Below are 22651 nucleotides of genomic sequence, written 5' to 3' on the forward strand. Positions count from 1 at the left end.
ATCTGGATCACAAGAACTTTCGCTCAACTTTTCACCGAAGTAGGAGTCAGGACAATGTCAGGTTTGCTCGAAGGCAAGCGCATTCTGGTCACCGGGATCATCACGGACTCGTCGATTGCGTTCCACATCGCCAAGCAGGCCCAGGAGGCCGGCGCCGAGCTGGTGCTCACCGGGTTCGACCGGATGAAGCTGATCCAGCGCATCGCCGACCGGCTGCCCAAGCCGGCCCCGCTGCTGGAACTCGACGTGCAGAACGAGGAGCACCTCGGTTCGTTGGCCGGCCGCATCACCGAAGCGATCGGCGAGGGCAACAAGCTCGACGGCGTGGTGCACTCCATCGGCTTCATGCCGCAGACCGGGATGGGCGTCAACCCGTTCTTCGACGCCCCGTACGAGGACGTCGCCAAGGGCATCCACATCTCGGCCTACTCGTACGCTTCACTGGCCAAGGCCACGCTGCCGGTCCTGAACCCCGGCGGCAGCATCGTGGGTATGGACTTCGACCCGACCCGGGCGATGCCCGCCTACAACTGGATGACGGTGGCCAAGAGTGCGCTGGAGTCAGTCAACCGCTTTGTCGCGCGTGAGGCCGGGCCGTTCGGAGTACGCTCCAATCTCGTTGCCGCCGGGCCGATCCGGACGCTGGCGATGAGTGCGATCGTCGGTGGCGCGCTGGGTGCCGAGGCCGGTGACCAGATGCGGCTGCTCGAAGAGGGTTGGGATCAGCGTGCGCCGGTCGGCTGGAACATGAAGGATCCGACGCCCGTCGCCAAGACCGTGTGTGCGTTGCTGTCCGATTGGCTGCCCGCCACCACCGGCACCATCATCTACGCCGACGGCGGCGCCAGCACCCAGCTGCTGTGATGCCCGCCGGGGCGAAGAGCCGGCGGTTCTGATTTGTTCTCTGCCGAAACCGCATTCCAGCAGGTGTGCACCCGCACAAAGCCTGCTGGAATGCGGTTTCGCGGTTTATGCGGTTTACAGGAGGCGAGATGACGCAGGCCGATGAGCCGCTTGCGCGAAGAGAATCAGACTTCGACGCCGTTCTGTTGCTGTCGTTCGGGGGGCCGGAGGCGCCGGAGCAGGTGATGCCGTTCCTGGAGAACGTGACCCGGGGGCGTGGCATCCCGGCCGAGCGGTTGGCTGATGTTGCCGAGCATTATCTGCATTTCGGCGGGGTTTCGCCGATCAACGGGATCAACCGGGCATTGATCGAGCAGCTGCGTCTGCAGCTGCCGGACCTGCCGGTCTACTTCGGTAACCGGAACTGGGATCCTTTCGTCGAAGACACGGTTGCGACGATGCGTGACAACGGGATTCGGCGCGCAGCGGTCTTCACCACCTCGGCCTGGGGCGGGTACTCCGGCTGCACCCAGTACGTGGAGGACATCGCCCGGGCGCGGGCCGCGGTCGGCGCAGGCGCACCGGAACTGGTCAAGCTGCGCCAGTACTTCGACCATCCGCTGTTGGTGGAGATGTTCGCCGATGCGATCGGTGCCGCGGCAGCCACACTGCCAGCCGAATTGCGGGGCGAGGCCCGGCTGGTTTTCACCGCGCACTCGGTGCCCATCGCCGCCGATGAGCGGCACGGCCCGCGGCTCTACAGCCGTCAGGTTGCCTACGCGACGCGGTTGGTGGCGGCCGCCGCGGGTTATGACGACTTCGACCAGGTGTGGCAGTCGCGGTCGGGTCCACCACAGATTCCATGGCTGGAGCCCGACATTGCCGACCACCTGTCTTCTCTGGGCCAGAAGGGAACCCGGGCGGTCATCGTGTGCCCCATCGGGTTCGTGGCGGATCACATCGAGGTGGTGTGGGATCTCGATTACGAGTTGCGTCTGCAGGCCGAGGCGGCCGGCATCGCCTTCGCGCGGGCCAGTACCCCCAATGCGGATCCGCGTTTCGCGCGGTTGGCCGCCGGGCTGATCGACGAGTTGCGCACCGGTGCGGCACCGCTGCGGGTGGCGGGCCCAGACCCGGTCGCTGGCTGTGGATTCAGCGTCAACGGCGCACCCTGCTCAGCACACTGCTGTGGTGTCAATGGACCGGGCGACGGAGGTCTCACCGACGGCTCGCCGCGTCAGTAACGCTCGAAGCGTCAGCGGCCGACGCGCTTCCGGTCAGGCTGCACAGTTCCCGGCCCGCACGGTTTGCAGGTCGGCAAGTGGGACCCGCGGTGCCAGTAAACCCGCGCCCACCGGACCGGTTCGCTCACTGGGTAGGAAAAACTTCAGGTAATCCCCGTCCAGCACCCATGCGTGGTAGCCGGTGACGAAGGTGTGGTGAGGCGGTGCGCCCGGCGGCACCGGCTCGAATTCCCCTGGCTCGGGGGCGGTGGCGCCGGGAGGCAGAGTCGACCTGAGCCGATCGATTTCCTGCACGACGTACGGATGAAGCAATGGCGGCAGGACGGCATCGGGATTGAGACCGTCGCACAACAGATCCTCCAGGGCCACCGCGGTGTCGTGGTCCAGATCGAAGGTGAACGAGGTGAGCGTCGTGTTCGGGTGCGCGGCACCGGCGAAGAACGAGTAATCGCGGAAGAGAACGGATTTCGTCGCAGGCTCATGCTCGAACATGGTGTAGGTCAAGGTCACCACACTGTCTTCGGTGGCGTTGTCGTCAGGCGATCGCCGGTGGCGGTCGAAGAACTCGCCGAGAAAGTGGGACAGCACGGGGCCGGCGGTGGGGTCCTCGGCCAGTGCGACGGGATAGGTCGCCGTGATCGTGGTCGGCGCTTGCTTGGCGTTGGCCAGCACCAGCGAGCAGGTCTCGGTGGACCGATCCCAAAAGGCTTCTGCCTGATCGCATATCGCTGCTGCGGACGGCGCATCGCTGCCCGATGCCGAGTCCGCGGACTGGTCGGTGGTCGCGTCGCAGCCGGACAGGCACAACGTCAGTCCGGCCAATCCGGACAACAATCGGCGTCGCCGTTTGTCAGCGGACATCATTCCAAGCGGATTGCAGGATGGCTTCGAGTGCGGCCAGCCGCGCCGAGCGCACCACCTGGGCCAGCGGCCGCATGGCATCGCCGGCGATCTGCACCTCGGAGGAACTCTGTAGCCCGATGGGCATCAGGCCCGAGCTCACCGTGATGATCGCCTCCACATGGTTGGCGTTCTCCAGCACCCGCACCGCCCGGGTCGGGGCGTGGTCGGGGATCCGGTGTAGCCGTCCCGCCTCGAGGATGTCCTCCACCATGCCGCGAGGGTCGTCGATGTCGACACCGACGCCGGCCCGCAACGCGACCAGGGTGTCGGCCGCAGAGCGCACAGCCGAACGCAACTGATACTCGGCATCGCCGAGGTCGTGGTGCTGCGGAGGCGGCAGAACCGGCAGTGAGTACACGGTCCACGACAGCGCCCGCGGCTCGGGTTCGAAACCGGATTCGGTTTCCACGTCGTCGAATTCGAAGTACTCGAACTCCGGTACCAGTCCCACGCCGTCCAACTCGTCATGAGTCACCAGCACCGCTTCACCGATCGCGAGTGCATCCCGCTGGAACTGCGATCCCGCGGGCAACCCCCGCACGTCGCCGGGCACCGGCAGGGCCACCCGGATCGAGGGCCTGGTGCCGGATCTACCGACGGCGGTGCGCAGGGTCTGCAGCAACGACACCGAACCGGAGTCCTCCAACTCGGGCCAGGGCAGCCCGGTGCGGACCGCGGCCTGCGAGTCGTAGGCGGTCACAGAATGCATTGGTGCCCATTGGGATAGCGCATCCAGGACGTCGTCAGGCGCGGCTGCGCCGGCCAGCCAGGCGTTGGCCCACATCGAAAGCGTTGCACTTGGACACCACATGATCTTGGCAGTGTAATTGTCGGTCGCCGATGGGGCCGTATTCGCTAGGGTGGGCTCATGGCCGCACCGCTGATCTGGCTCATCGTGGCGCTGGGACTCGCCGGGGCGGAGGCACTGACCGGCGACATGTTCCTGCTCATGCTGGCCGGCGGTGCGCTCGCGGCGACCGGTTCGAGCTGGTTGTTCGATCTGCCCATCTGGGCCGACGGTGTGGTGTTCCTCGTGGTGTCGGTGCTTTTGCTGGCATTGGTCCGGCCCGCGCTGCGGCGCCGTTTCGAACTCGGGCAGGGTCTTCCGGATCCGGTCAAGGCCCTGGAAGGCAAATCCGCGCTGGTGCTGGACCGGGTGGCCGAGCATGCGGGGCAGGTCAAGCTCGATGGCGAGGTCTGGACGGCGCGGCCGCTCAATGACCAGGATGTGTACGAACCGGGCGACCATGTGACGGTCATGCGGATAGACGGCGCCACCGCGGTGGTCTTCAAGGCTTTGTAAACCTCAGGAGGGAATTCCCATGGAAGGTGCCGTAGCCGGCCTGATTCTTCTGATCGTGCTGGTGGTGTTCGCGATCATCGTCGTGGCCAAATCGGTTGCGCTCATTCCCCAGGCCGAGGCCGCGGTGATCGAGCGGCTGGGCCGCTACAGCCGCACGGTCAGCGGCCAGCTGACTCTGCTGGTGCCGTTCATCGATCGGATCCGGGCCCGGGTGGACCTGCGCGAGCGCGTGGTGTCCTTCCCGCCGCAGGGAGTGATCACGGAGGACAACCTGACGTTGGCCATCGACACGGTGGTCTACTTCCGGGTCACCAACCCGCAGGCGGCGGTGTACGAGATCAGCAACTACATCGTCGGTGTGGAACAGCTGACCACCACCACGCTGCGGAACGTCGTCGGCGGCATGACCCTGGAACAGACACTGACTTCACGCGATCTGATCAACCAGCAACTGCGCGGCGTGCTCGACGAGGCGACCGGTCGCTGGGGGCTGCGGGTGGCGCGGGTCGAGTTGCGCAGCATCGATCCGCCCCCGTCGATCCAGGAGTCGATGGAGAAGCAGATGAAGGCCGACCGCGACAAGCGGGCCATGATCCTGACGGCCGAAGGTGTGCGGGAGTCGTCGATCAAGCAGGCCGAGGGCCAGAAGCAGTCACAGATCCTGGCGGCCGAGGGTGCCAAGCAGGCGGCGATCCTGGCGGCCGAGGCCGATCGTCAGTCGCGGATGTTGCGCGCTCAAGGTGAGCGGGCCGCCCAGTACCTGCAGGCCCAGGGACAGGCCAAGGCCATCGAGAAGACCTTCGCCGCGATCAAGGCCGGCCGGCCCACCCCGGAGATGCTGGCCTATCAATACCTGCAGACCTTGCCGCAGATGGCCAAGGGGGAGGCGAACAAGGTCTGGCTGGTTCCCAGCGACTTCGGTTCGGCGCTGCAGGGTTTCACGAAACTGCTGGGTGCGCCCGGTGAGGACGGCGTGTACCGGTACACCCCGTCGGCCGTCGAGGAGGATCTGCCCAAGCCGGAGGACGACAGCGACGAGGTCGCCGAGTGGTTCAACACGGAGACCGATCCCGAGATCGCCCGGGCCGTCGCGAAGGCAGAAGCCGAGGCGCGGGCCACCGCTCCGCCGCTGGGCGCCCCGACGCCACCGTCGTCGCTGGAGACCCCGCCGGCCGTCCCACCCACTGAGCTGCCGGGTGGATCGCACCGCGCACCGTGAGACCGTCAACGACGGTGCTGTAGCCGGATCTGCACCATCGGCAGTGGGGAACCGGTGTCGGTGATCGGTTGGCCGAGCGTCTTTTCGAGCACCAGCTTGAACTGATCCCAGGTCTTCGGATGCTGCGCCCGGTAATCGGCCAGGACGCGATCGACACCGCGTTGGTCGAGTGCACGGGCGACGCCCCCGACCGGCCGGTGACTACCGAGCCACACCCGTACCTGTGGATTGACGGCGGTGTTGCGGAACCACTGGGCCTTGGTGCCGAATCCGGATGCGACCACGACGGTGTCGCGATCGGGCCGGCCCACCACCTCGAGGACGACATAGCGGCGGGCACCAGAGGTCCGGCCGATGTGCTCGAGCATCATCACCCTCGATCCCAGCAGTGCCCCGGCCCGGATTCGGTAGAGCCAGATCGGAGCCCGCACCAGCCTGCGGTTGCGTAGGAGCCGCGCACCGAGATCGGGCAATGCACTCATGCGCTGTCTCCTCTCGTCTCGCGCCGGGTCCCCCTGCTCACGGCTCGGTCAACGTGGGTGAAATACCCACCGATTGCGGCGGGTCGGGCTGCGGACGTGCACGCTCGCGACGGTGGAGGCGGATCTCGTAGACCAGTCCGGCGACGCCGAGCGCGGCGGTGCTCAGCGACACCAGGACCAGCGCGGGGCTGATGTTGCCGGTCAGCGCGTCTCCCAGCACGACGACCGCCGCGGTGCCGGGGAACAGTCCCACCAGCGTCGCCAGTGTGTAGGGGACGACCCGTACGGCGGACGCGCCGGCGGCGTAATTCAGCACCGAGAACGGCACCGCCGGGATCAGACGCATGGACAGCACCACCGGCCATCCGCGGCGGCGCAGCCGCCTGTCCAGGGTGTCGATCCGAGGGTGGACAACCAGGCGGTTGAGCTGCCAGCCGGCCGCGCGGATGAGGAACAGCGCGAGCACGGCGCTGACCGCACTGGCCACCACGGCGATCGCCACGCCCAGCACCGGACCGAACAGCAGACCCGCGGCCAGGGTGAAAGCGGTTCGGGGGAAGGGGAAGACCGTCACCACGATGTGGGCCGCGAGAAATGCCAGGGGAAACCACGGGCCCACCGAGGTCGCCCAGTCCCGCATCTGCATGGCCGTCGGCAGCGGAACCAGCACCGCAACTGCGACAAGAATCACAATGCCGGCCAGCAGGCCCACGATCCGTCGGGGCGGCAATTGCGAAGCCGTCGCGACCACCGCGGCGCGCACCACGCGCAGGGTTCTGACGACGGGTTTCACGTCATACAACAGTACGGGCCGTTGGTGGACTACACCGTCCGGCGCGGGCGTGAGTCGACCTACCAGCGGTCAGGGCCGTGATGGCGATCATTTAGCCTGATGGGCGAGTGGGTATGTCACACGCTGCGATAACAGGAGATGCGGGTGTCGTTACAGGGGACTAGTGCGGTCGAGTCGGACCGTCAGCAGTGGCGGACGGCGGTCGCCGGCGTGCTGGCCAAGAGCAGTCGGCGGGACGCGGCGGACCTGCCGGCCGAGCCGGAACGCCTGCTGGATTCGGAGACCTACGAGGGTTTCGCGATCCGGCCGCTGTACACCAGCCTGGACGCACTTCCGGAGCCCGCCCTGCCGGGGCAGTGGCCGTATGTGCGCGGCGGCGACGCCCTGCGTGACGTGAAGTCCGGCTGGAAGGTCGTCGAGAGCTTCCCGGCCGTCGCAGGTTCGGGCACGGGCACAGTCAACGGTGCGATGCTGGTCGCGTTGACCGAGGGTGCCAGCGCGCTGGCCCTGCGGGTCGGCGGCGAGGACGGGATCTCCCTGGGCGAGTTGGACCGGCTGCTGGACGGGGTGTTCCTCGATCTCGTTCCGGTCATCTTCGAGAACACCGGAACCGATCTGGCCGCGACGGCCGATGCGATATTGCCGTTGATTCACGACTTCGACGATGATCAGCGTTCGCGACTGTCGATCGATCTCGGTGCCGACCCGTTGACCGCGCCGCTCTCGGGGCAGGCCACCGTTGGCGGAGCCGACAATTCAGCGACGACCGATGACGCCGACCTGCTGGCCACCGTCGCCAAGCTCACCGCACACGCCGGCGGGGTCCGGGCGATCACCGTCGACGGCCCGGCGTTCCACAACCTCGGCGCCAGCGCGGCCTGGGAGCTCGCAGGATCGGTCGCCGCCGCTGTCGCCTACCTGCGCATCCTCAACGATGGCGGAGTGTCGACGCCGGATGCCTTGCGGCAGATCAGCTTCCGCTATGCCGCGGATGACGATCAGTTCATGACCATCGCCAAGCTGCGCGCCGCGCGCCAGCTGTGGGCGCGCGTGGCCGAGGTGGTCGGGGCTGCCGACAGCGGGGCAGCCCGGATCCACGCCGTGACCTCGCTGCCGATGATGACCCAGCGCGACCCGTGGGTGAACATGCTGCGCACCACGCTGGCTGCCTTCTCGGCAGGTGTCGGGGGAGCCGACACCGTGCAGGTGCACCCGTTCGACGCGGCGATCCCCGGTGGCCTGGACGGGACGTCGACGAACTTCGCCCGCCGCATCGCCCGCAACACCCAGCTGCTGCTGCTGGAGGAGTCGCACATCGGTCAGGTGCTCGACCCGGCCGGCGGCTCCTGGTTCGTCGAGGACCTGACCGCTCAACTGGCCGAGCAGGCCTGGGCACACTTCCAGGACATCGAGGCGCGTGGCGGTTTCGTCGCCGCCCGCGATCACGTCACCGCCCAGATCGCCGAGGTCGCCGCGCGGCGCAGTGCCGACATCGCGCACCGCCGCACCGCGATCACCGGTGTCAACGAGTTCCCGAACTTGGAGGAAAAGCCTCTCCCGCAAGGGCTTTCGGCATCGTCGATCGCTCGGTACGCGGCCGGGTTCGAGACCCTACGCGACCGCTCGGACGCGTTCCTGGCGGAGACCGGTGCTCGGCCCAAGGTTCTGCTGTTGCCGCTGGGACCGCTGGCCGAGCACAACATCCGCACCACGTTCGCCGGGAACCTGTTGGCCTCCGGTGGGATCGAGGCGATCAATCCGGGCACCGTCGACGCCGCCTCCACTGCCGCGGCGGTGGCCGAGGCCGGCGCCCCGACGGTGGCCGTGCTGTGCGGAACCGATGCCCGCTACGGCGCCGAGGCCTCCGACGCGGTGGCTGCCGCGCGCGCCGCCGGTGTCCGCGAGGTACTCCTGGCGGGACCGGAAAAGGCTGTGGCCGAAGCTGATTCGAAACCCGACGGATATTTGACCGCGAAGATCGATGCGGTCGAAGCGCTGTCGAAACTGCTCACCGGACTGGGGGCCTGAGAGATGACTGCCACAACAGGATCAGAGATCCGTAGCTTCGCCGACGTTCCGCTGCGCGGCGAAGAGCCCGGTGGGTCCGTCACTTCCGATGCCGTTGAGCAGCATGTCGCGGCGGCAGCCGCCGCGCACGGTTACAGCTCTGAGCAACTCACCTGGGCCACGCCCGAAGGCATCGACGTCAAGCCGGTGTACATCGCCGCCGATCGCGACGAGGTGGCCGAGGCCGGCTATCCGCTCGACAGCTTCCCGGGCGCACCGCCTTTCGTGCGCGGGCCGTACCCGACCATGTACGTCAACCAGCCGTGGACCATCCGGCAGTACGCCGGATTTTCCACCGCGGCCGAATCCAACGCGTTCTACCGGCGCAACCTGGCCGCTGGCCAGAAGGGTCTTTCGGTGGCCTTCGACCTGGCGACGCACCGCGGGTACGACTCCGATCATCCGCGCGTGGCGGGTGACGTCGGAATGGCCGGTGTGGCAATCGATTCCATCTTGGACATGCGCCAGTTGTTCGACGGCATCGACTTGTCGACGGTCAGCGTGTCGATGACGATGAACGGCGCGGTGCTGCCGATCCTGGCGCTCTACGTCGTGGCGGCCGAGGAGCAGGGTGTGCCGCCGGAGAAGCTGGCCGGGACCATCCAGAACGACATCCTCAAAGAGTTCATGGTCCGCAACACCTACATCTATCCGCCCAAGCCGTCGATGCGGATCATCTCGGACATCTTCGCCTATACCAGCACCAAGATGCCGAAGTTCAACTCGATCTCGATCTCGGGCTATCACATCCAAGAGGCCGGGGCGACAGCCGATCTGGAGCTCGCCTACACGCTGGCCGACGGCGTCGAGTACCTCAAGGCCGGCCTGGACGCCGGCCTGGACATCGACAAGTTCGCGCCGCGGCTGAGCTTCTTCTGGGGCATCGGCATGAACTTCTTCATGGAGGTGGCCAAGCTGCGGGCCGGCCGCCTGCTGTGGAGCGAGCTGGTGGCCGAATTCGACCCGAAGAACGAAAAGTCACTGTCGCTGCGCACTCACTCGCAGACATCGGGTTGGTCGCTGACCGCGCAGGACGTGTTCAACAACGTCGCCCGCACCTGCATCGAGGCGATGGCGGCCACCCAGGGCCACACCCAGTCGTTGCACACCAACGCCCTGGATGAGGCGCTGGCGCTGCCGACCGACTTCTCGGCCCGGATCGCCCGCAACACGCAGCTGCTTTTGCAGCAGGAGTCGGGCACCACCCGGCCGATCGACCCGTGGGGCGGTTCGTATTACGTCGAGTGGCTCACGCATCAGCTGGCGGAGAAGGCGCGCGCCCACATCCACGAGGTGAACGAACACGGCGGCATGGCTCAGGCCATCAGCGACGGCATCCCCAAGCTGCGCATCGAAGAGGCGGCCGCCCGCACCCAGGCCCGGATCGACTCCGGAGCCCAGCCGCTGATCGGCGTCAACAAGTACCAGGTGGACGAGGACCAGGAGATCGAGGTCCTCAAGGTCGAGAACAGCCGCGTGCGAGCCGAGCAGCTGGCCAAGTTGCAGCAGCTGCGTGCCGAGCGTGACGAGTCGGCGACCCAGGCCGCGCTGGCTGAGCTGAGTCGCGCCGCCGAGGCCACGGGACCGGCCGGCGAGGACGGGTTGGGCAACAACCTGCTGGCCCTGGCGATCGACGCGGCTCGCGCCAATGCCACCCTCGGCGAGATCTCCGACGCACTGGAGAAGGTTTACGGGCGGCATCAGGCCGAGATCCGTACGATTTCGGGCGTCTACCGCGACGAAATAGGGGGAGCTGGAAAGGTCGGCGGAATGTCTAGCGCGACGGACCTGGTAGCGAAGTTCGCCGAGGCCGACGGACGTCGGCCGCGCATCCTGGTGGCCAAGATGGGCCAGGACGGCCACGACCGCGGGCAGAAGGTGATCGCGACCGCGTTCGCCGACATCGGCTTCGACGTCGACGTGGGCTCGCTGTTCTCGACCCCCGAGGAGGTGGCCCGCCAGGCCGCCGACAACGACGTGCATGTGGTCGGGGTGTCCTCGTTGGCGGCGGGGCACCTCACCCTGGTGCCCGCGCTGCGTGACGCGCTGGCCGAGGTGGGCCGCCCCGACATCATGATCGTCGTGGGCGGGGTCATCCCGCCGGGGGATTTCGACGAGCTGTACGAGGCCGGGGCGACGGCGATCTTCCCGCCGGGCACGGTGATCGCCGACGCCGCGATCGGGCTGCTGCAGAAGTTGGCGCAGCGACTCGGCTACCAGCTGAGCGAGTAGTGGTCTCCTCAGTCGACGAACTGGCGGCGGCCATCCGCAATGGTGACCGCGCCGCGCTGGCGCGGGCCATCACCATGGTCGAGTCCACCCGGGCCGACCATCGTGACCAGGCTCAGCAGTTGCTGCTGGAGCTCATGCCGGCCGCGGGGAAATCGCCGGAGGCCGAAGGCCGACCATCGGCCATGCACATCGGTATCACCGGGGTGCCTGGTGTCGGCAAGTCGACGACCATCGAAGCGCTCGGCATGTACCTCATCGAGGCCGGACACCGCGTCGCCGTCCTGGCGGTGGATCCGTCGTCGACCCGGACCGGCGGCTCCATCCTTGGCGACAAGACCCGGATGGCTCAGCTGGCGGTACACCCGGACGCCTACATCCGGCCGTCACCGACCTCCGGAACTCTCGGCGGCGTGGCCAAGGCGACCCGCGAGACCATCGTGCTGCTGGAGGCGGCGGGTTACGACGTGATCCTGGTCGAGACGGTCGGGGTCGGCCAGTCCGAGGTCACGGTGTCGAACATGGTCGACACGTTCGTCTTCCTCACCTTGGCTCGCACGGGCGATCAGTTGCAGGGCATCAAGAAGGGCGTGCTCGAGCTGGCCGATGTCATCGTCGTCAACAAGGCCGACGGCGAGCACGCGGTCGAGGCCAAGGCGGCGGCCCGGGAACTGACCGGTGCCATCCGCTTGATTTACCCGCGCGAAACACTATGGCGCCCACCGGTTCTCACGATGAGTGCAGTCGAGGGCCACGGCCTGACGGAGTTGTGGGAGACGGTACTCAAACACCGTGAGGTGCTCTCGGAAGCCGGCGAGTTCGAGGCCAGGCGCCGGGCCCAACAGGTGGACTGGACCTGGTCGATGGTGCGCGACACCGTGCTGGACCGGGTGATGTCGCATCCGGCGGTGCGGGCCATCCGCGACGAGGTGGAGCGCCGGGTGCGCGATGGCGAACTGACTCCGGCGCTGGCGGCCCAGGAGATTCTCGACGCGGCCGACTGACACCCGGTCCGCATACGCTGTTCGCAGCGCTACGGAAGCGAAAGGCTGGGCTGACCCGGAGATGAGGGACGTGAAGGCGAAATTGCGTGTGCTCGTGGCGGCCGCGATGGTCGGCGGTGCGGCGTTGACCGGGTGCGGCGACGGCGGATCGTCCGGTACACAGCCCACGGTGGCCAAGGCCAAGCTGCAAACTCTGGCGAAAGAAAAACTGGAAGCCGCGGCCAAGCGCAAGGCCAAGTCTGTGACCTGCGAAGACGGCATCGCCGGCAAAGTGGGAGCCACCCAGCACTGTGTGCTGACAGCCAAAGACGGCAGCAAGTACGGTGTCACCGCAACGGTCCAGGCGGTCGAATCCGACAATGTCAAGATCGACTTCAAGGTGGACGACAAGCCGAAGTCGTGACACCGCCGCACCGGCCCGGCTAACAGGTGGGTAACACTTGAATAATTTGCCGGGGGCCCAGGTAAATTCAGTTGTGTGACCGATCACGATCGGGGGCGCGACGAGGCGCTCCCACACGGTGTCCAGGGTGCCGCGGACAGGAACTTCTCCTGTACGGTGCGCGGGTTCTCGAAGCTGTTCCCGGGGCGCAGGTACGGGGGCGGCGCCCTTGTCATCTATCAGGACGGCGAGCCCGTCGTCGACGTGTGGACCGGCTATTCCGACCGGCGGGGCACGCAGTACTGGACCGCTGACACCGGTGCGATGGTGTTCTCCGCGACCAAGGGGATGGCCTCGACCATCATCCATCGCCTCGCTGACCGTGGTCTGATCGAGTACGACCGGCCGGTGTGCACGTATTGGCCCGAATTCGGTACCAATGGCAAATCCGAGGTCACCGTTCGGCAGGTGATGGCACACGAGTCCGGACTGTCCCAGCTCAACGGCGTGAGCAAAGCTGACCTGCTCGACCATCGGGTGATGGAGGGCCGGGTTGCCGCCGCGCCAGTGAACTCAATGCTGTTCGGCAAGTCGGCATATCACGCGCTGACCTATGGGTGGTTGTTGTCGGGTCTGGCTCGCGCGGTGACCGGGCTCGGGATGCGCGAACTGTTCCGCACCGAGTTGGCTGAGCCGCTGGGGACCGACGGTCTGTATCTGGGACGCCCGCCGGCGGGGGCGCCGACCCACGCCGCGCAGATCCTGGTGCCGCAAGGGCGATGGCCGAATCAGGTCTTCGATTTCGTGGCTCCACGGGTTGCCGCTTTGAAGTTCTCCGGAGCTTTCGGCTCGATGTACTTCCCCGGCGTCATGTCGTTGGTCCAGGGGGAGATCCCGTTCCTGGATGCCGAGGCACCTGCCGTGAACGGGGTGGCCACGGCCCGTGGCCTCGCCAGGATGTACGGTGCGATCGCCAACCAGGGCCGTCTCAACGGCGTGCAGTACCTGGCTGAGCGCACTGTCTCCGGTCTGGCGGGTCCGCCCGGGTTACGGCCGGACCGGAATCTGGGAGTGCCGCTCGGCTTTCATCTCGGCTATCACTCGGTCCCGTTCGGCGTCATGCCAGGGTTCGGACACGTCGGACTCGGTGGCTCCGTCGGATGGGCCGACCCGACGAGCGGTCTGGCGGTCGGCTTTGTGCACAACCGGCTCTTGACACCGATGGTGCTGGACATGGCTGCCTTCGTCGGTCTGCACGCGCTGATCCGTAAAGACGTGGCGCGGGCACGTGAGCACGGATACCTACCGGTGCCCGATCTCGGCGCCCCGCCGTACGAGGTACCCAAGCCCGCGGTGGGATGACCTGCCGGTCCTCGGAGCCGATCTGACGGATGCCGTCGGGTCGGCTCCGAATCGTTGCGGGCGATCCGGGTGACTACCGGCAGCGTTGCCGGGCCCGCCGTCGGGATAGTGATATGAATCACATGGTGTCCCAGTTGTGGGACATGCATCCCTTCGGTGCAGCGCGTCTCCGCCGTTAATCATGATCAGTTTGCTTTGTGAAGTGCTTGTGCGTCGGGTCACGCATCCAGCTTGGCCGTGCGCTGCATCACGGGTAAGCGTGTGGCGGTGGCCGGGTCCGACTGACGCTGCAACCCGGGGTTGCGCGCCGCGGCCTCCGCGCAGGGGTCGACGCTGGTCATTAGCTTGCGCAATCAATAGTTCCCATTAGCTGATGGATCATTCGGGTACACAATCGTACCGTTTTGCGCCGTTCAGGTGCGGAACATGAATTCGGTTCAGGTGCGGTTTCAGCAGTTTGCGTATGGGTGACTGGCTAACTTTCGCGTAGATGTTGACGAACTTGGCTGTCGGTCTCGAATTCGCGGCCGGTTTCCGTTTTTCCGCATCACGGAAAGTTTCCGGAGTTCTGGACAATGTCGCGATGTTAGTTAGCTGGATAATTTCGCGGCATCCGTGGTGAGCCACCGCGGAAGCTCGAATCCTTTTGCATGCCAGTAATTCTCGAGCCGCAACATGGCCCGTTGATGTCGCTTCGGTGTCACGCTGGCGAAATCGACGGTCTCTGCCATTTGTCGATAATCGGTCGATTCAGCGAACTCGTGAGCATTTTTGGTATCGGATGTTTCCAACATCGGCGTTGGGCCACGCGCTAGGCTACGGAACCGCGTTGGCAACGACTCGTATCGGATACGGGGATTCGGTACCGTGCGTCGAGGGCGACGTAGCGCACATTCTTTTCCGCGTTGTAAGTATGTTGATCGATGCTTTGCTGGTCGATTCGCATCGAGAGAGGTGAGCCAACTTGGCCGAAACACCAGTGACTCCCATTGCTGTGATCGGCATGGCATGCCGACTGCCAGGTGGAATCGGATCACCAGAACAGCTGTGGCAGGCACTTCTGCGCGGTGAAGACTTCGTCACCGAGGTTCCCTCGGATCGCTGGGATGCCGACGAGTACTACGACCCGGAGCCCGGAGTGGCAGGCCGCTCGGTGTCCAAGTGTGGCGCGTTCCTCGACGACGTCGGTGGATTCGACGCCGACTTCTTCGGCATCAGCGACCGTGAGGCCATCGCGATCGACCCACAGCACCGCCTTCTGTTGGAGACCGCGTGGGAAGCCGTCGAACGGGCGGGGTTCGACCCCGCATTGTTGGCGGGGTCAAAGACCGGCGTGTTCGCCGGCGTGACCCACAACGACTACGCCTACCTGGCCGCCGATACGGGATCCCTTGAGGGGCCCTACGGCTTCACCGGTACCAGTTTCTCCCTGGCTTCGGGGCGAATCGCTTATGCGCTCGGAACCCACGGACCGGCGGTCAGCGTCGACACCGCGTGCTCATCGGGCCTGACGGCGGTGCACCTCGCCTGCCACAGCCTGCTCGACGGTGAAAGCGATCTGGCGCTTGCCGGCGGCGTGTCGGTACTGCTCGAGCCGCGTAAGGCGGCGTCCGGTTCAGCGGCGGGAATGCTCTCCCCGAGTGGACGATGTCGCGCCTTCGATGTCGATGCGGACGGCTTCGTCTCGGCAGAGGGCTCCGTCGTCGTGGTGCTCAAACGACTGGCAGACGCCCAGCGGGACGGCGATCGTGTCCTCGCGGTGATCCGTGGTGTCGCGAGCAATCAGGACGGCCACACGGTCAACATCGCGACCCCGTCGCGGGACGCGCAGGAGTCGGTCTACCGTGCTGCCCTCGGCATCGCCGGGGTCGACGCCACGACCGTCGGCATGGTGGAGGCCCACGGCACCGGGACACCTGTCGGCGACCCACTCGAATATGCCAGTGTCGCAGCGGTATACGGAACCGCCGGACCGTGCGCACTGACGTCCATCAAGACGAATTTCGGACACCTGCAGTCCGCTGCCGGGACTCTGGGACTGATGAAGGCCGTGCTGGCCGTCCAGCATGGCGTCGTCCCGCAGAATCTGCATTTCACCGTGCTGCCAGACGAGATGGCCGCCCTTGACACGGAACTTTTCGTGCCTCAGACCGCGACGGAGTGGCCGACCAACGGTGGACAGCCCCGGCGTGCGGCGGTGTCGTCTTACGGCTTGTCCGGCACCAATGTGCACGCCATCGTCGAGCAGGCGCCGGAAGCGGTCGCGACAGGCGCGCCGAAGACCGCGCCGGAGACCGCGGAGCCGCTGGTCTTCCCCATTTCGGCGAGTTCCCAGGACGAACTGCGCCGTACCGCTCGGCAGCTGGCCGAGTGGGTCGCCGACGAGAAGGTCGGCGCCGCCGAGGGCCCCGGGCTGGCCGATCTGGGATACACGTTGGCGCGCAGGCGAGGACAACGCATGGTGCGCGCGACGCTCGTCGCCACCGACGCCGACGGTCTGGTCGCCGCACTGAACGGGGTCGCCGACGGCGAAACCCTGAATGAGCCCGCGGTGGGACAGGGCGACCGCGGACCGGTATGGGTGTTTTCCGGACAGGGCTCGCAGTGGGCGGGCATGGGGCGTGAACTGCTCGCCAAGGAACCCGTTTTCGCCGCGACGGTGGCCCAGCTGGAGCCGTTGATCGAGAGCGAATCCGGATTCTCTGTGACCGAGGCGATGTCGGCAGCCGAAACCGTTGCCCAGATCGATCGCATCCAGCCGACGATCTTCGCGATGCAGGTGGCACTCGCGGCAACCATGAAGTCCTACGGTGTCGTGCCGGGAGCGGTCATCGGCCACTCCATGGGCGAGGTCGCGGCTGCGGTCGTATCGGAGGCGCTGTCCCTCGAAGACGGCGTGCGGGTCATCTGCCGGCGGTCCAAACTGATGCTCCGGCTGGCCGGCGGCGGAGCCATGGCTTCGGTCGAACTGCCTGCGGCGCAGGTGCTTTCGGAACTCGCTGCCCGCGGCATCTCAGATGTGAGCCTCGCGGTGGTGGCCTCGCCACAGTCAACGGTGCTGGGCGGCGACGCTGACTCGATCCGCAGCCTGGTTGCCGGGTGGCAGGAACGTGACGTGATGGCGCGCGAGATCGCCGTGGACGTGGCATCGCATTCGGCCCAGGTGGACCCGATCCTCGACGAGCTGGGTGACCAACTCGAAGAGCTCACCCCGTCACCGCCGAAGGTGCCGTACTACTCGGCCACGTCCTATGACCCGCGCGATGTCGTGGAAGTGGACAGCTGGTACTGGGCCGATAACCTGCGCCACACCGTGCGATTCGCGGCGGCGGTCCAGGCTGCCCTCGAAGACGGTCACCGGGTCTTCGCCGAGCTGTCACCCCATCCGTTGCTCAACCACGCCGTCGACCAGACCGCGCGCAGTCTCGACATTCCGCTCACTGTGCTGGCCGCGATGCGCCGGGAACAGGAAATGCCGTTCGGGATGCGGGGATTGCTCTCCGACCTGCACGGCGCTGGTGCCGCGGTCGATTTCTCGGTGCTCTACCCGAGCGGCCGAGTGCTGGACGCTCCGCTTCCGACCTGGACGCACCGGACGCTGTTGCTCGACCGCGAGGGGCATGAGAGCAGTCGTGGCGCCGCCAGCGTGGTGGTGCACCCGCTGCTCGGCTCGCACGTCGTGTTGCCCGAAGAACCCGAACGCCATGTGTGGCAAGGCGAGGTCGGTACCGAGGCGCAGCCGTGGCTCGCCGACCATCAGGTACACAACGTCGCGGTGCTACCCGGCGCGGCCTATTGCGAGATGGCGCTCGCGGCCGCACGTGCCGTGCTCGGTGACGCCGGTGAGGTCCACGACATCAGCTTCGAAGAGATGCTGCTGCTCGATGAGGAGACGCCGTTGTCGGCCGCGGCCACGGCGGTTTCCGAGGGCGTGGTCGAATTCGCCGTCCAGACCTACGTCGCCGGTCAGCTGTCCCAGCGGGCGACGGCCACTCTGCGGGCGGGCGCTGCCGATACCGAAGCTCCCGTACGCGATATCGAGGCACTGCGAAACGTGCATCTCGACAGCGTCGCCGGGGAGGATCTCCGTTCGGCCTTCCAAGCCGCAGGCGTGCATCACGGCGCGGCTTTCGCCGGACTCGCGGTGGCGTGCACCGGAGACGGTGGTTCCATCCTGGCCGAGGTCGCGCTGCCCGGCCCGCTGCGTTCACAGCAAGGCGGCTACGGCGCCCATCCGGCGGTGCTGGACGCGTGCTTCCAGGCCGTGGTCGCCGATCCTGGCGTACAGGCGGTAGCGAACGGCAGTCTGCTGCTGCCGCTGGGCGTGCGACGGCTTCGTCTGTACAACACGACCCGTCACGCGGCGTTCTGCCATGTGCGGGTGACCGGTACGGACACCTCGGGCATAGAGGCCGATCTGGACGTGCTCGACGAGAACGGCACGGTGCTGGTCGAGGTTGAGGGGCTGCGGCTCGGCACCGGAATGTCGGAGACCGGTCGCGCCGATCAGGTGCTCAACGAGCGGCTGCTCGCGATCGATTGGCTGCAACGTGATCTGAAGGAACCCGAGCAGCGCAATCCCGGCGCCTGGTTGTTGGTCGACCGTGGCGGTGATCGAGATCCGCTGGCCGCCAATCTGATTGCGTCGTTGAAGGCAAATGGCGCCGACTGCACCGTGCTGAAGTGGACAGAGGCGGACAAGGACGCGGCCGCAAGCCAGATCACGGCGTTGATGGATGAGTCACTCACCGGCGTGGTGATCGTCGCCGGTCCGGCCTCGGCAGACGTCGACTGGCAGACCTGCCGGCGCGGCGAGCAGTCCGTTCACGATCTGGTGCACATCACCCAGGCGCTCGTCGATGTTCACGGCGAACTGCCGCGGATGGTGGTACTGACCCGAAATGCCCAGCAGGTGACCGAGGGCGATTCGGTGAACATGGAACAGGCGGCGCTACGCGGCCTGATGCGCGTCATCGCCATGGAGTATCCGCACAGTCGCGTCACCCAGGTCGACGTCGACGCCGACACCGATATCGATCTGGTGGCCAAGCAGGTTCTCGGCGACTCAGCCGAGGACGAAACCGCTTGGCGCGAAGGGAAGTCGTACGTGGCACGGCTGTCGCCGGCGCCGCTGCAGTCGGACGAACGCCTGAACAAGGTGATCGAGAACGACCGACAGGGCATGCGCCTGCATGTCCGGAATCCGGGCGACCTCGAGTCCCTCGAACTGGTGTCATTCGATCGGGAGCAGCCGGGGCCCGGCCAGATCGAGGTCGCGGTCAGTACCTCCAGCATCAACTTCGCCGATGTGCTCGTTGCCTTCGGCCAGTGCCCGAGCTTCGAAGGACGCCTGCCCGAGCTGGGAACGGACTTCGCCGGCGTGGTGACGGCAGTCGGGCCCGATGTGACCCAGCACAAGGTCGGTGACCGCGTCGGTGGTGTCTCCGGAAACGGTTGCTGGGGCACGTTTGTGACCTGCGATGCGAACCTGGCCGTCACGCTTCCGGACGCATTGACCGAGGCGCAGGCGGCCGCGGTGGCCACTGCGGCAGCCACTGCGTGGTACAGCCTGCACGACCTGGCCCGGATCGGTTCGGGCGACAAGGTGCTCATTCACTCGGGCACCGGTGGCGTCGGTCAGGCGGCGATCGCGATCGCCAAGGCGGCCGGTGCCGAGATCTATGCCACCGCAGGTAGCGACAAGCGGCGACAGTTGTTGCGCGACTGGGGAGTCGAGCATGTCTACGACTCACGCTCGGTGTCCTTCGCCGAGGAGATCCGCCGCGACACAGACGGATACGGCGTAGACATCGTGCTCAACTCGGTGGTGGGTCCACTGCAGCGTGCGGGTATCGAACTGCTGGCCTTCAACGGCCGGTTCGTCGAGATCGGCAAGCGCGACATCTACGGCGACACCAAGGTCGGGCTGTTCCCGTTCCGGCGCAATCTGACCTTCTACGCGGTCGACCTCGCACTGATGTCGGTCACCCATCCGGCGATCATGCGGACCCTGCTGGAGAAGGTGTTCCAGCTGACGGCGGACGGTTACCTGCCGATGCCGCGCAGCACCCACTACCCGCTGACCGACGCCGCCACCGCGATCCGCGCCATGGGCGGTGCCCAGCACACCGGCAAGCTGCTGCTCGACGTACCCCGCTCGGGTGAGAGCACGGTTGTCATTCCACCCCAAGAGGTTCCGGTGTTCCGGAACGACGGCGCCTACATCCTCACGGGCGGTTTGGGCGGTCTCGGCCTGTTCCTTGCCGAGAAGATGTCGGCCGCTGGTTGTGGTCGCATCGTGCTCAGCTCGCGGAGTCGTCCGAGCACGCAAGCACTTGAGATCATCGAGTTGATCCGCGCTGCCGGTGGCGACATCGTCGTCGAGTGCGGTGACATCGCCGAGGAGGGAACGGCCGAGCGGCTGGTCGAGGCTGCGACAGCCACGGGACTGCCGCTGCGCGGGGTCGTGCACGCGGCCGCCGTGGTCGAAGACGCCACGCTGACCAACATCACCGACGAGATCATCGAACGGGACTGGGCGCCAAAGGTATACGGCGTCTGGAACCTGCATGAGGCCACCGCCTCAGTGCCGCTCGACTGGTTCTGTGTGTTCTCGTCGGCGGCACCGCTGGTCGGCTCGCCCGGTCAGGGTGCCTACGCGGCGGCTAACAGCTGGCTGGACGCGTTCACCTTCTGGCGTCGTGCGCGGAACTTGCCCGCGACCACGATCGCCTGGGGCGCCTGGGCTGAGATCGGCCGCGGCGTGACCATGGCGGAGGGCGACAGTTCGATCGCGCCCGACGAAGGCGCCTACGCGTTCGAGTCGCTACTGCGCTACGACCGCGCCTACAGCGGGTACGCACCGATCATGGGTGCTCCGTGGCTGGTCGCGTTCGCTGAGCGGACGCCGTTCGCCGAGATGTTCAAGTCGACGGCACAGAGCGGGCCACAGGGGTCCAAGTTGCGGGCCGAACTCAACACCATGCCTTCCGAGGAGTGGCCGACCCACCTGCGGCGGGTGATCTCCGAGCAGGTGAGCCTGCTGCTGCGCCGGGCGGTCGATCCGGACCGCCCGCTGCCGGAGTACGGGTTGGACTCGCTGGGCAACCTCGAACTGCGCACCCGCATCGAGGCCGAGACAGGTGTGCGCATCAACTCGATGGACATCACCACCATCCGTGGCTTGGCCGATCACCTGTGCGAGAAACTGTCCGGCCAAGAACTCGCGGTGGCGGGCTAGTGAACGCCGCCGGCAGTGGGAGTTCGGGAAACATTCGGCGGCGGTCGAACTTCGGGAGACGAGAGTGCTATTAGGCCCAGTTGAAATCGCCTCGATCGACGAATGGGCGCCAGAGCAGGGTTCCCTGATTTCATGGCAGCCCACTGAGGCTTCGCTCGCCAAGGCGCGCGAAGCACCGGAGAGCCCGGTGCCTGCGAGCTACATGCAGACGCGCCACCTGCGAAGTTTCGTCGAGCAGGGCACCCGGGGCGTCGACCACTCGCGGCTGTTCATCGCGGCTTGCGATATGCCTGGACGCTGCGACATCCGGGCGATGACATATGTGATCAACGCGCATCTGCGGCGGCACAGTACATATCGGAGCTGGTTCGAGTACCGACGAGCCGACGACGGGGACACTGTTGTCCGGCACACCATGCCCGACGCCGCCGATATCGAGTTCGTGCCCAAACGCCACGGCTCGGCTGACGTCGGCACATTGCGCGATCAGGTGGCGGCCACCCCGGATTCGTTGCAGTGGGACAGCTTTCGATTCGGCGTGATCCAACGTGAGGACAAGTTCACGTTCTGGGCCAGCATCGATCACCTCCACGTGGACGGCCAGTTCGTCGGCGTGGGGTTGCTCGAGTTCCAGGCGATGTACTCGACGCTGGTGTCCGGTGCGCCACCGCTGCAGCTCCCGGATGCCGGCAGCTATGACCAGTACTGTCTGCGCCAGCGTGAGTTCACGTCGTCGCTCACCCTCGATACGCCCGAAGTGAAAACCTGGTTGTCCTTCGCAGAGAAGAACAACGGGACGTTTCCGGTGTTCCCACTGCCGCTCGACGACGGCACCTCGTCGACCGGCGGTGACCTCGTGGCTGTCAAGCTGATGGACACGCAGCAGACCGAGCGGTTCGAAGACCTTTGCGTGGCAGCCGGTTCGCGGTTCATCGGCGGACTGTTCGCGGTCGTAGCCCACGCGCTCCATGAGTTGACCGGACTGGAGACGTATTACGGGCTGACTCCCATCGACACCCGCACACCCAACGAGCTGACGACGCAGGGCTGGTTCACCGGTTTGATCCCCGTGGTCGTGCCCGTCGCCGGTACGTCGTTCACCGACAGCATCCGCGCCGCCCAACGCGACTTCGATGCCGGCAGACCGGCCGCGCTCGTGCCGTTCGAGCGGGTGGTCGAGCTGGCCCCACATCTGGTACCGCCGCAGCCGCTTTTTCCCATGCTGAATTTCTTCGACGCCAGTTCGGGACCGATGGCCCCACTGCTGACGAATCTGCAAGACGGCGTGAAGATCGCGACGCTCAGCGATGGCCGGGTCACCTACCCGTTGAGCACCCTCGTCGGACGCTTCAACGAGACGTTCGCGACGGTCGTGTTCCCCAAGAACGCGGTGGCTCGACAGACCGTGGATCGGTACGTGGCCGCGCTCAAGGACGTCTGTGATCGTGTAACCGGCGACGACGACATGCTCGTGATGTCCGCTCGCAACGGCGCCGAGCGGCTACCCGTGCGCTGAGGAGTGGATCAGATGGGCAGGCGCGTCGGCGTACTATTTTGAGGGTCAGCAGAGTTTTCAGGCG

At 66.5% G+C, this 22651-nt stretch carries 15 protein-coding genes; 11 read left to right on the forward strand and 4 right to left on the reverse strand.

Annotation, left to right across the window (positions count from 1 at the left end; genetic code table 11):
• Positions 1–54: 54 nt before the first annotated feature.
• Both inhA and H977_RS32810 read left to right on the forward strand, forming a co-directional pair.
• A complete protein-coding gene (gene inhA, locus H977_RS0109260; RefSeq protein ID WP_029107596.1) occupies positions 55–864 on the forward strand; it encodes an NADH-dependent enoyl-ACP reductase InhA in 810 nt (269 codons plus the stop codon).
• A 128-nt stretch (positions 865–992) separates the two neighbouring features.
• Positions 993–2087 (forward strand): ferrochelatase, encoded by a 1095-nt coding sequence (locus H977_RS32810; RefSeq protein ID WP_051288757.1) that lies wholly within the window; start codon positions 993–995, stop codon positions 2085–2087.
• A 33-nt stretch (positions 2088–2120) separates the two neighbouring features.
• On the opposite strand, the gene H977_RS0109270 is transcribed toward H977_RS32810, so the two are convergent.
• Entirely contained in the window at positions 2121–2948 is an 828-nt protein-coding gene (locus H977_RS0109270; protein ID WP_051288758.1) for a hypothetical protein, read from the reverse strand.
• A complete protein-coding gene (locus H977_RS0109275; RefSeq protein ID WP_029107598.1) occupies positions 2938–3801 on the reverse strand; it encodes an Rv1486c family protein in 864 nt (287 codons plus the stop codon). Before H977_RS0109275 ends, H977_RS0109270 begins: the two co-directional genes overlap by 11 nt.
• Positions 3802–3858: 57 nt before the next feature.
• Between H977_RS0109275 and H977_RS0109280 the strand changes: the two genes are divergently transcribed.
• Together H977_RS0109280 and H977_RS0109285 are read left to right on the forward strand one after the other, a co-directional pair.
• On the forward strand, positions 3859–4293 hold the full coding sequence (locus H977_RS0109280) for an NfeD family protein (protein WP_029107599.1): 435 nt from the start codon (positions 3859–3861) through the stop codon (positions 4291–4293).
• 19 nt (positions 4294–4312) lie between these two features.
• Positions 4313–5512 carry an SPFH domain-containing protein gene (locus H977_RS0109285; protein WP_029107600.1) on the forward strand — a complete coding sequence of 400 codons (1200 nt, stop codon included), beginning with the start codon at positions 4313–4315 and terminating at the stop codon, positions 5510–5512.
• A 5-nt stretch (positions 5513–5517) separates the two neighbouring features.
• Here the strand turns inward: H977_RS0109285 and H977_RS0109290 are convergent, their stop codons facing one another.
• Complete coding sequence (locus H977_RS0109290; RefSeq protein WP_029107601.1) at positions 5518–5994, reverse strand: nitroreductase family deazaflavin-dependent oxidoreductase; 477 nt, start codon at positions 5992–5994, stop codon at positions 5518–5520.
• A gap of 37 nt (positions 5995–6031) precedes the next feature.
• On the reverse strand, positions 6032–6787 hold the full coding sequence (locus H977_RS0109295) for a TVP38/TMEM64 family protein (protein ID WP_029107602.1): 756 nt from the start codon (positions 6785–6787) through the stop codon (positions 6032–6034).
• Positions 6788–6925: 138 nt separating this feature from the next.
• Between H977_RS0109295 and mutA the strand changes: the two genes are divergently transcribed.
• From mutA to H977_RS0109340, 7 genes are all read left to right on the forward strand, one after another.
• Complete coding sequence (gene mutA, locus H977_RS0109300; RefSeq protein ID WP_196808195.1) at positions 6926–8815, forward strand: methylmalonyl-CoA mutase small subunit; 1890 nt, start codon at positions 6926–6928, stop codon at positions 8813–8815.
• Between the two features lie 3 nt (positions 8816–8818).
• Positions 8819–11086, forward strand: a complete 2268-nt coding sequence (scpA, locus tag H977_RS0109305) for a methylmalonyl-CoA mutase (RefSeq protein WP_029107604.1) — start codon at positions 8819–8821, stop codon at positions 11084–11086.
• Entirely contained in the window at positions 11086–12087 is a 1002-nt protein-coding gene (gene meaB, locus H977_RS0109310) for a methylmalonyl Co-A mutase-associated GTPase MeaB (protein ID WP_029107605.1), read from the forward strand. Before scpA ends, meaB begins: the two co-directional genes overlap by 1 nt.
• A 61-nt stretch (positions 12088–12148) precedes the next feature.
• Positions 12149–12490 carry a DUF4333 domain-containing protein gene (locus H977_RS0109315; RefSeq protein ID WP_029107606.1) on the forward strand — a complete coding sequence of 114 codons (342 nt, stop codon included), beginning with the start codon at positions 12149–12151 and terminating at the stop codon, positions 12488–12490.
• 75 nt (positions 12491–12565) lie between these two features.
• Entirely contained in the window at positions 12566–13831 is a 1266-nt protein-coding gene (gene lipL / locus H977_RS0109320; RefSeq protein ID WP_029107607.1) for an esterase/beta-lactamase LipL, read from the forward strand.
• A gap of 964 nt (positions 13832–14795) precedes the next feature.
• Entirely contained in the window at positions 14796–21071 is a 6276-nt protein-coding gene (gene pks2, locus H977_RS0109335) for a sulfolipid-1 biosynthesis phthioceranic/hydroxyphthioceranic acid synthase (protein ID WP_029107608.1), read from the forward strand.
• A gap of 64 nt (positions 21072–21135) precedes the next feature.
• Positions 21136–22587, forward strand: a complete 1452-nt coding sequence (locus H977_RS0109340) for a condensation domain-containing protein (protein ID WP_029107609.1) — start codon at positions 21136–21138, stop codon at positions 22585–22587.
• Positions 22588–22651: the final 64 nt, after the last annotated feature.

It is taken from the genome of Mycobacterium sp. URHD0025, from assembly GCF_000426065.1.
Taxonomy (GTDB): Bacteria; Actinomycetota; Actinomycetes; order Mycobacteriales; family Mycobacteriaceae; genus Mycobacterium.

What these genes read in the sequence shown, in the direction of transcription:
- H977_RS0109275 (WP_029107598.1), bottom strand. Translation starts at nt 3,801, where the DNA reads ATGTGGTGTCCAAGTGCAACGCTTTCGATGTGGGCCAACGCCTGGCTG.
- H977_RS32810 (WP_051288757.1), top strand. Translation starts at nt 993, where the DNA reads ATGACGCAGGCCGATGAGCCGCTTGCGCGAAGAGAATCAGACTTCGAC.
- H977_RS0109270 (WP_051288758.1), bottom strand. Translation starts at nt 2,948, where the DNA reads ATGTCCGCTGACAAACGGCGACGCCGATTGTTGTCCGGATTGGCCGGA.
- H977_RS0109290 (WP_029107601.1), bottom strand. Translation starts at nt 5,994, where the DNA reads ATGAGTGCATTGCCCGATCTCGGTGCGCGGCTCCTACGCAACCGCAGG.
- H977_RS0109315 (WP_029107606.1), top strand. Translation starts at nt 12,149, where the DNA reads ATGAGGGACGTGAAGGCGAAATTGCGTGTGCTCGTGGCGGCCGCGATG.
- H977_RS0109285 (WP_029107600.1), top strand. Translation starts at nt 4,313, where the DNA reads ATGGAAGGTGCCGTAGCCGGCCTGATTCTTCTGATCGTGCTGGTGGTG.
- mutA (WP_196808195.1), top strand. Translation starts at nt 6,926, where the DNA reads ATGCGGGTGTCGTTACAGGGGACTAGTGCGGTCGAGTCGGACCGTCAG.
- scpA (WP_029107604.1), top strand. Translation starts at nt 8,819, where the DNA reads ATGACTGCCACAACAGGATCAGAGATCCGTAGCTTCGCCGACGTTCCG.
- H977_RS0109280 (WP_029107599.1), top strand. Translation starts at nt 3,859, where the DNA reads ATGGCCGCACCGCTGATCTGGCTCATCGTGGCGCTGGGACTCGCCGGG.
- inhA (WP_029107596.1), top strand. Translation starts at nt 55, where the DNA reads ATGTCAGGTTTGCTCGAAGGCAAGCGCATTCTGGTCACCGGGATCATC.